This is a genomic window from Tenacibaculum caenipelagi (assembly GCF_004363005.1).
Taxonomy (GTDB): Bacteria; Bacteroidota; Bacteroidia; order Flavobacteriales; family Flavobacteriaceae; genus Polaribacter; species Polaribacter caenipelagi.
In genome coordinates, this window is the sequence record NZ_SNYH01000006.1 from 250,899 (window position 1) to 258,578 (window position 7,680).

Genomic DNA, 7,680 nt, shown 5'->3' on the forward strand with positions numbered 1-7,680 from the left:
TGTGATAAATAAAATGATAATCAAACTAAAAAAGCAACTCTTTAGTTACACTTGGTAACTAAAGAGTTGCTTTTTGTTTTAGAAAAGATATTCTAAAAAATATTAGAATTCTAAATCAGCTATTAAATCAAATTCATCATAAATAGCTTTGTCTTTTAATCCGTCAAAGAAACTAGTAGAACCATAACGTACATCAAATTTAGATCGGTCTATTTTTAAAGAAGCATTTGCTTTGTTCCCATAAACAGAAAGATCAAATGTGATAGAGTTTGTTTTACCTTTAATAGTAATATCACCAGTTACTTCGTATGAGTTTTTACCAGTAGCTTTTACATTGGTAAAAACTAAAGAAGCTATTGGGTGTTTTTCTACTCCAAAGAAATCATCAGATTTTAAATGACCTTCTAATTTTCCTTTATAAGCTCCTTTTAGATCTGTGTTAGTAATGGTAGACATATCTATAACAAATTCTCCTCCAACTAATTTGTTGTCGTCAAAAGTTAAATACCCCGATTTTATAGCAATCGTACCTTCGTGAGATCCTGTTACTTTATATCCTTTCCAAACAATCTTGCTTTTATCTACTTTAATTTCTTTCTTTTCGTTAAGTGTAGTAAAAGAGAAAGTAACCAAAGCTAGTAAGATTACTGCTGTAATTTTTTTAATTGAATTTTTCATTTTTTAATAGTTTAAGTGTTAGAATAAATTATGCTCCGTAATAAAATTTTTCTTTGATGATTTTTCCATCTTTCCAATCTTGAACAGCAACTTGAGTATAATTTCTTACTCCCCAATCTTTGTGCGTATAGTCAAAGTGCCATTCAACCATTGTAGAGTTTTCTCCGATTGTTACTTTTAAAGGTTTAGCACCCCTAAATTCTGTAATTGATCCAAAGAAATCTTCTTCTCTTTGTCTGTTAGCTTCTTTACCAATAACGATAGGTTGGTCGTTTTCTTGCATTACCACATCCTCATGGTAGAACTGATCAAAAGCTTCTAAAGCTTTTCCCTGAAGTATCATATCGTTGATTGTACTAATTTTGTCTAGTAATGTACTCATCTTTTTTGGATTAAATATTATAAGTACAAATATCCGAAGCTTCTATATGTTATAAAATGAAGTAGTTTATCAAATAATGTTAATCTAGATTAACATTATTGTTCGTAAATAAGCTGACTTTTAATTTTACTCAAAAATTCTTTAGTAATTCCTAGGTAAGAAGCAATCATATATTGTGGAATTCGCTGTTCTATTTTTGGGTAGCTTTCTCTAAAAATTAAATAACGTTCTTTAGCACTTAAGCTAAAATTACGGATGATTCTTTTTTGAGAAGCTACGAAAGCACGTTCAACAATTTTCCTGAATAAACGCTCTAACTTCGGAATTTCAATATACAATTCTTCTAAAGCTTCATAAGTGAATTGAATAAGTGTTGTGTTTTCTAAACATTGCACATTAAAGTCGGCAGGTGTTTGTGAAATAAAACTCCCCATATCATTTGTCCACCAATCTTCAATAGCAAACATTACAATATGTTCTTGTCCTTCTTTGTCTATGTAGAAAGTTTTGGTACAACCCGATGTAATAAAATTAACGGTTTTACAAATATCTCCTTGTTGTGTAATGTACTGTCCTTTGAGATAACTTCTGTGGGTTGTCTTAGAAAGCAGTATAGATTTTTCTTCAGCAGTGAAATCTATATATTTATTGATGTAATCTAATAAAGGAGTATGTGTCATTTGAGGCTCTTTTAAATATCTTATGTTTTTGAGATATTAGTTAGCCTAACGAAGTTACATGAAATAGAATAAAGAATCAAAAAAACACTCTTTATGAGTAGTGCTTTTTTGATTCTAAGAATTGATTTATTGACTTACTTTGTGATTCCCTGGTGTAAACTCAAAAACTTTCATTAATCGATTCCAGGTGTTTATTTGTGAAATAGCTAAAGTAATATAACATATTTCTTCTTTTGAAAATAGAGTAGCTAAAGTATGGTGCATTTCATTTGAAATAGGACTGACATCAATATAAGTGAGTGTTTCGGTAAGAGCAAGTACAGCTCTTTCTTTTTCTGAAAAATAAGGGGTGCTTTCCCAAACACATATTGATGAAAGACGCAATTCTGTTTCTCCCAAATGTTTTAGTTCTTTATGATGCATGTCTACACAATAAGAACAACCATTTTTTTGTGAAGCTCTTAATCTTATCAACTCTAATAATTTCAAATCTATTGTAGAATTGTTAAGAGAGTTTTCAATAGTCATTAAATTTTCAAACATGCCACTTGGGATGTCTTGGTATGTAATTCGTTCCATAATTTTTGTTTTTAAATTATGTAGTAAAATTACATCCTTGATAAAAGATAAAAGTTAAGGTAGCTTAAGAAAGAAAATTATTTTGTTTTTCTTCTAAGTTCGCTCAAATATTCTGGTGTAATTTCTAGATATGAAGCAATCATATATTGAGGAACTCGCTGAACAAAATTTGGTAAATTTTCTACAAAGTTAAAATAACGATCACTGCTTTTCATTTGAAGAAAAACATCAGTTTTACGAAGATTAGCGATGAGCATGTTTTCGGTGATAATCCTAAATAAACGTTCTAATTTTGGAACTTCTATATATAGTTGATCTAGCTCTTCTTTAGAAAGGTATAGTACAGTAGTGTTTTCAATAGCTTGTATGTATTGTGTAGAAGGAGTTGTTTTTACAAAACTTTCCATGTTGGTTACCCACCAATTATCTAGGGCAAATAAAGTGATTTTTTCATTTCCTTTATTGTCAACATAAAAAGAGCGAACAAGTCCTTTTGTAATAAAATAATAGAATTTGTAAACAGTGTTTTCTTTTAAGAGAAATTCTTTTTTTTTAATGTTTTTACTTTTAGTTTTTCGTAAATAAGAGTTATTTCGTTATCGTTAAAAGCAACGTATCGATTAAAATACTCTCTCATTTTTGTATGAGTATTTTCTAATGTTGAATCTTTTCAGGAACGAAATTAAATGAAAAATATGGTGTATAAAAAAAGCAACTCATTTACGAGTTGCTTTTTGTTTTATGTATTAACAAGGAGGTTAATTTACACCTCGTTGTTTATTTATTTCATCTTGTAGTTGTCTGCGTAATTTTTGTTCTTTTTCTAAAGACTTTCTTTTGTGTTGTTCAAATTCTTGTTCAACATCTTCTAGTAAGCCTTTAATTTCTTTTGTAACTACATTACTATTATTAAATCGATAAACGAAGAAAGCTAATCCGGCAAGTAAGGCAAAAATAATTCCCCATACAATTGTATTGTAGGTAGTTTTTTGTAACGGAATTCCAATAAAAGAAATAGCATCTTCTTTATTAATAGAAGTAGTTAAATCTTTGTTTAACGTATCTATTTTTGTTTGTAACTCAGTAATACTTTTTTGCTGTTCGTTTATTTTTACTTGTTTAGAGGCAGCATCTGTTTTAATAACTTTTATACTATCTAATATGCTTTTTTGTAGCCTTAAGTATTCATTCTTCTTAATAACTTTATAAATCTGATAATTGTTTGATTTTTTAAAAAGCTCGTTAAATTGATTTTCAACAGTATTAGGTTGTTCAGGAAGATTATCTTGAGCAATAATACTTTGAGTAAAAATAAAGATGAATACTAATTTTAAAAATTTCATAGGATTGATATTTTATTTCAAATGATGAATATAAGATGGTTTAAAAAAACCCAAACGTTGAGGTTTGGGTTTTTAGTATAAGCAAGGTTATGAAACTTATTTTACTTTTTCTACAATGGCCTTAAAAGCTTCTGGGTTGTTCATAGCTAAATCAGCTAAAACCTTACGGTTTAATTCGATGTTATTAGCTTTTACTTTCCCCATAAACTGTGAGTAAGACATTCCGAACTGACGAGCTCCAGCGTTGATACGTTGAATCCATAATGAACGGAAGTTTCTCTTGTTATTTTTACGGTCACGGTATGCGTAAAGCATTCCTTTCTCAACCGCGTTCTTTGCTACTGTGTAAACGTTCTTACGACGTCCAAAGTAACCTTTTGCTTGCTTCAAGATTTTTTTTCTTCTATTTCTTGAAGCTACTGAATTTACTGATCTTGGCATAATTCAAATTGTTTTTGTAGTAGGCGACTTATTTAAAAGTTCTTTATGAGCCCAACTCCATGGTTAATAATTAAATTCCCTTGCTAACAATTATTTTAATACTAATTGTTGCTTAATGTTAGCTTCATCAGACTTGTGTACTAATGTAGCATGTGTTAATGCAAGCTTACGTTTTTTAGACTTCTTTGTTAAGATGTGGCTTTTAAACGCGTGCTTTCTTTTGATTTTTCCAGAACCAGTTAACTTGAAACGCTTCTTGGCACTAGATTTTGTTTTAATTTTAGGCATCTTTGTTTTTTAGTTTTATCTTGCTTATATATTTTAAACGTAATTTTATTTTACCTTTTTAGGGGCAATAAACATAATCATACGTTTTCCTTCTAACTTTGGCATTTGTTCAACTTTTCCGTATTCTTCTAATTCTTGAGCTAGTTTTAATAATAAAATTTGTCCTTGCTCTTTGAATACGATAGAACGTCCTTTAAAGAATACAAATGCTTTTAATTTTGCTCCGTCTTGTAAAAACTTAATAGCATGTTTCTTTTTAAACTCATAATCATGTTCGTCTGTTTGAGGTCCGAAACGAATTTCCTTTACAGTAACTTTAGTCGCTTTAGCTTTTAAAGCTTTTTCACGTTTCTTTTGCTCGTACAAGAACTTTTTGTAATCAATAACTTTACAAACAGGAGGAACAGCTTTAGGTGAAATTTCAACTAAATCTAATTCTAACTCTCGTGCAATCTCTTTTGCTTTAGCTAAAGGATATACACCTACTTCTATGTTATCGCCTACTAGACGAACTTCGTCAACATATTTAATCTTATCATTAATTCTATGTTGATCTTCTTTAATTACTCTTGCGGGTCTTCTTCCGCCTTTTCTTCTAATTGCTATGACTTATAAATTTAAAATTACTATCTATTTTTAATTACCAAAAGGAACTAACGTTTTACTAACTTCTTTCTGTATTAGAGAAATGAATTCTTCTATAGTAAATGTTCCTAAGTCCCCTTCACCATGTTTTCTTACAGATACTGTGCCGTCTTTTTCCTCCTGTTCACCAACAATAACCATGAATGGTATTTTGCTAACTTCGGCATCACGAATCTTTCTTCCTGTCTTCTCGTTACGGTTATCAACGAGGGCGCGAATTTCGGAATTTTCTAACAAAGTTAAAACTTTTTCGGTATATTTTTGATATTTCTCACTGATTGGCAGTATGATAACTTGTTCAGGGGTTAACCAAAGAGGGAAGTTTCCTCCCGTGTGCTCTAGTAAAACAGCGATGAAACGTTCCATAGAACCAAACGGTGCACGATGAATCATTACTGGACGGTGTAGTTGGTTGTCTGCACCTTTATATTGTAAATCGAAACGTTCAGGTAAGTTGTAATCAACTTGAATAGTTCCTAATTGCCAACTTCTACCTAAAGCATCTTTTACCATAAAATCTAACTTCGGACCATAAAAGGCAGCTTCGCCTTCTTCAATTACATAATTCAAACCTTTGTCCTTAGCGGCATTGATAATAGCTTGTTCAGCTTTTTCCCAATTTTCTACAGAACCAATATATTTATCAGGGTTCTCCATATCTCTAATAGAAACCTGTGCTGTGAAATTTTCAAAACCTAAAGATCCGAATACATATAATACTAAGTCGATTACATTTTTAAATTCAGAATCTAATTGTTCTGGAGTACAGAAAATGTGAGCATCATCTTGAGTAAAACCACGTACACGAGTTAAACCATGTAGCTCACCACTTTGTTCATATCTATACACGGTACCAAATTCAGCAAAACGTTTAGGTAAGTCTTTATACGAATAAGGTTTGTGATTGTACACTTCACAGTGATGCGGACAGTTCATCGGTTTTAATAAAAACTCCTCGTCTTCTTTAGGAGTAGTGATTGGTTGAAAACTGTCTTCACCATATTTAGCGTAGTGACCAGAAGTTACATATAGTTCTTTTTGACCAATATGCGGAGTCATGACCATTTCGTAACCTGCTTTCTTTTGAGCAGCTTTTAAGAAATCTTCTAAACGACCGCGTAATGCAGCCCCTTTAGGTAACCATAAAGGTAAACCTTGACCTACTTTTTGAGAAAAAGTAAAAAGTTCTAATTCTTTTCCAAGTTTTCTGTGGTCGCGTTTTTTAGCTTCTTCAAGTAGTTCTAAATATTCTTTTAACTCTTTTTGCTTCGGAAATGAAATTCCATACACACGAGTAAGCTGATTATTCTTTTCGTCACCGCGCCAATAAGCACCAGCTACGTTCATGATTTTTACAGCTTTGATAATTCCAGTATTCGGAATATGACCTCCACGACATAAATCGGTAAAGTCGCTATGGTCACAAAAAGTGATGTCACCATCTTCCAACCCTTCAATAAGTTCTACCTTATATTGGTTGTCTTGTGCTTGGTAATATGCTAAAGCATCAGCTTTAGAGATAGAACGCATTTTAAACTCTGCTTTTTCGCGAGCACGTTCTAAGAATTTCTTTTCTATTTTATCAAAATCTTTCTCAGAAATAGTTTCATCTCCAAAATCAACGTCATAATAAAAACCATTCTCAATAGCAGGTCCAATAGTTAACTTAGCATTCGGGTAAAAATCTTGAATAGCTTGTGCTAATACGTGGGCAGACGAGTGCCAAAAAGCTTTTTTACCAGCTGTATCATTAAATGTATATAAAATCAACGAGCCGTCTGTGGTAAGTGGGGTAGAGGTTTCAATAGTTGTTCCGTTAAAACTTGCAGAAATAACATTTCTGGCTAAACCTTCACTAATACTTCTAGCAACATCCATTGGAGTGCTATTCTTTTCAAATTCTTTGACGCTCCCGTCAGGCAATGTAATTTTAATCATTATATATAATATGTGTTATGTATAATTCCCTTACAAGTGGAAATTTTGAAACGCAAAGATATTGTAAAAGCATTTTTAATACAATATATATATAAGGTATTTCAATAACAAGTGTTATTTCACAAGAGTTTCTTTTGATTGCTTGTTGTAGCCTAGATTCAAAGGGTAATAAAAGTAAGGGTTTCATTATCTTTTTCACTTACGGTGGAATTAGGGAGTGTTGTGGTTACTTTGTGTTAAGCACTGTGAAACAACCAAAAAAATAAAGAGAAAGTTGTAATCTATATTATGGTAAGTCATTAATTAAAGTGTATAGTAAAAAATATATTGATGTTATAAGCTTCTAGTATATGTCCTACTATAATAGTAGGTACCCTGAGTTAAAATCGAAATCCTATAGTGAATCTCATGTTTTAAAGGTAAAAAGCAAGCATAAGATAGGAGAGAACGCTTGGTTGAATGAGGGATGTGTACAAAAAGGTCCTTAAAAGACACTTAGTAGCTATGAGATTTAGAGGGGAAATCAAAAAAATTTTGGATGTAACTAATTAGAAAATAAAGGGTTAAAAAAAAGGTTTAAAAAAAGGCAAAAAAAGTAGTTATTGAATGGGGAAAGGGTTCTATATTTGCACCCGCAAACGGATAATCGCAAGGCTTAGAAGTTAGCAAGAGTTCATTAAAATAGGGTTTAAGATACGATAAGAAA

General features: G+C 31.3%; 10 protein-coding genes. All 10 read right to left on the reverse strand.

What is annotated here, in order from left to right; genetic code table 11:
- Positions 1 to 102: 102 nt before the first annotated feature.
- Positions 103 to 678 carry a YceI family protein gene (locus tag DFQ07_RS14115; RefSeq protein ID WP_133537898.1) on the reverse strand — a complete coding sequence of 192 codons (576 nt, stop codon included), beginning with the start codon at positions 676 to 678 and terminating at the stop codon, positions 103 to 105.
- 28 nt (positions 679 to 706) lie between these two features.
- Positions 707 to 1,060, reverse strand: a complete 354-nt coding sequence (locus DFQ07_RS14120) for a nuclear transport factor 2 family protein (protein ID WP_133537899.1) — start codon at positions 1,058 to 1,060, stop codon at positions 707 to 709.
- A gap of 95 nt (positions 1,061 to 1,155) precedes the next feature.
- Positions 1,156 to 1,740, reverse strand: a complete 585-nt coding sequence (locus DFQ07_RS14125) for a Crp/Fnr family transcriptional regulator (protein WP_133537900.1) — start codon at positions 1,738 to 1,740, stop codon at positions 1,156 to 1,158.
- Positions 1,741 to 1,866: 126 nt separating this feature from the next.
- On the reverse strand, positions 1,867 to 2,319 hold the full coding sequence (locus DFQ07_RS14130; RefSeq protein WP_133537901.1) for a carboxymuconolactone decarboxylase family protein: 453 nt from the start codon (positions 2,317 to 2,319) through the stop codon (positions 1,867 to 1,869).
- 77 nt (positions 2,320 to 2,396) lie between these two features.
- Positions 2,397 to 2,876, reverse strand: coding sequence for a Crp/Fnr family transcriptional regulator (locus DFQ07_RS14135; protein ID WP_133537902.1), 480 nt, complete (start codon positions 2,874 to 2,876; stop codon positions 2,397 to 2,399).
- Between the two features lie 201 nt (positions 2,877 to 3,077).
- Positions 3,078 to 3,662 carry a coiled-coil domain-containing protein gene (locus DFQ07_RS14140; protein WP_133537903.1) on the reverse strand — a complete coding sequence of 195 codons (585 nt, stop codon included), beginning with the start codon at positions 3,660 to 3,662 and terminating at the stop codon, positions 3,078 to 3,080.
- A 96-nt stretch (positions 3,663 to 3,758) separates the two neighbouring features.
- On the reverse strand, positions 3,759 to 4,103 hold the full coding sequence (gene rplT, locus DFQ07_RS14145; RefSeq protein ID WP_028891166.1) for a 50S ribosomal protein L20: 345 nt from the start codon (positions 4,101 to 4,103) through the stop codon (positions 3,759 to 3,761).
- 90 nt (positions 4,104 to 4,193) lie between these two features.
- Positions 4,194 to 4,391, reverse strand: coding sequence for a 50S ribosomal protein L35 (rpmI, locus tag DFQ07_RS14150; RefSeq protein ID WP_028891165.1), 198 nt, complete (start codon positions 4,389 to 4,391; stop codon positions 4,194 to 4,196).
- 45 nt (positions 4,392 to 4,436) lie between these two features.
- The gene (gene infC, locus DFQ07_RS14155; RefSeq protein WP_166627800.1) at positions 4,437 to 4,955 is read right to left on the reverse strand and encodes a translation initiation factor IF-3; all 519 of its coding nucleotides are present in this window, start codon (positions 4,953 to 4,955) and stop codon (positions 4,437 to 4,439) included.
- Between the two features lie 72 nt (positions 4,956 to 5,027).
- Positions 5,028 to 6,974 (reverse strand): threonine--tRNA ligase, encoded by a 1,947-nt coding sequence (thrS, locus tag DFQ07_RS14160; protein WP_133537905.1) that lies wholly within the window; start codon positions 6,972 to 6,974, stop codon positions 5,028 to 5,030.
- Between the last annotated feature and the right edge of the window lie 706 nt (positions 6,975 to 7,680).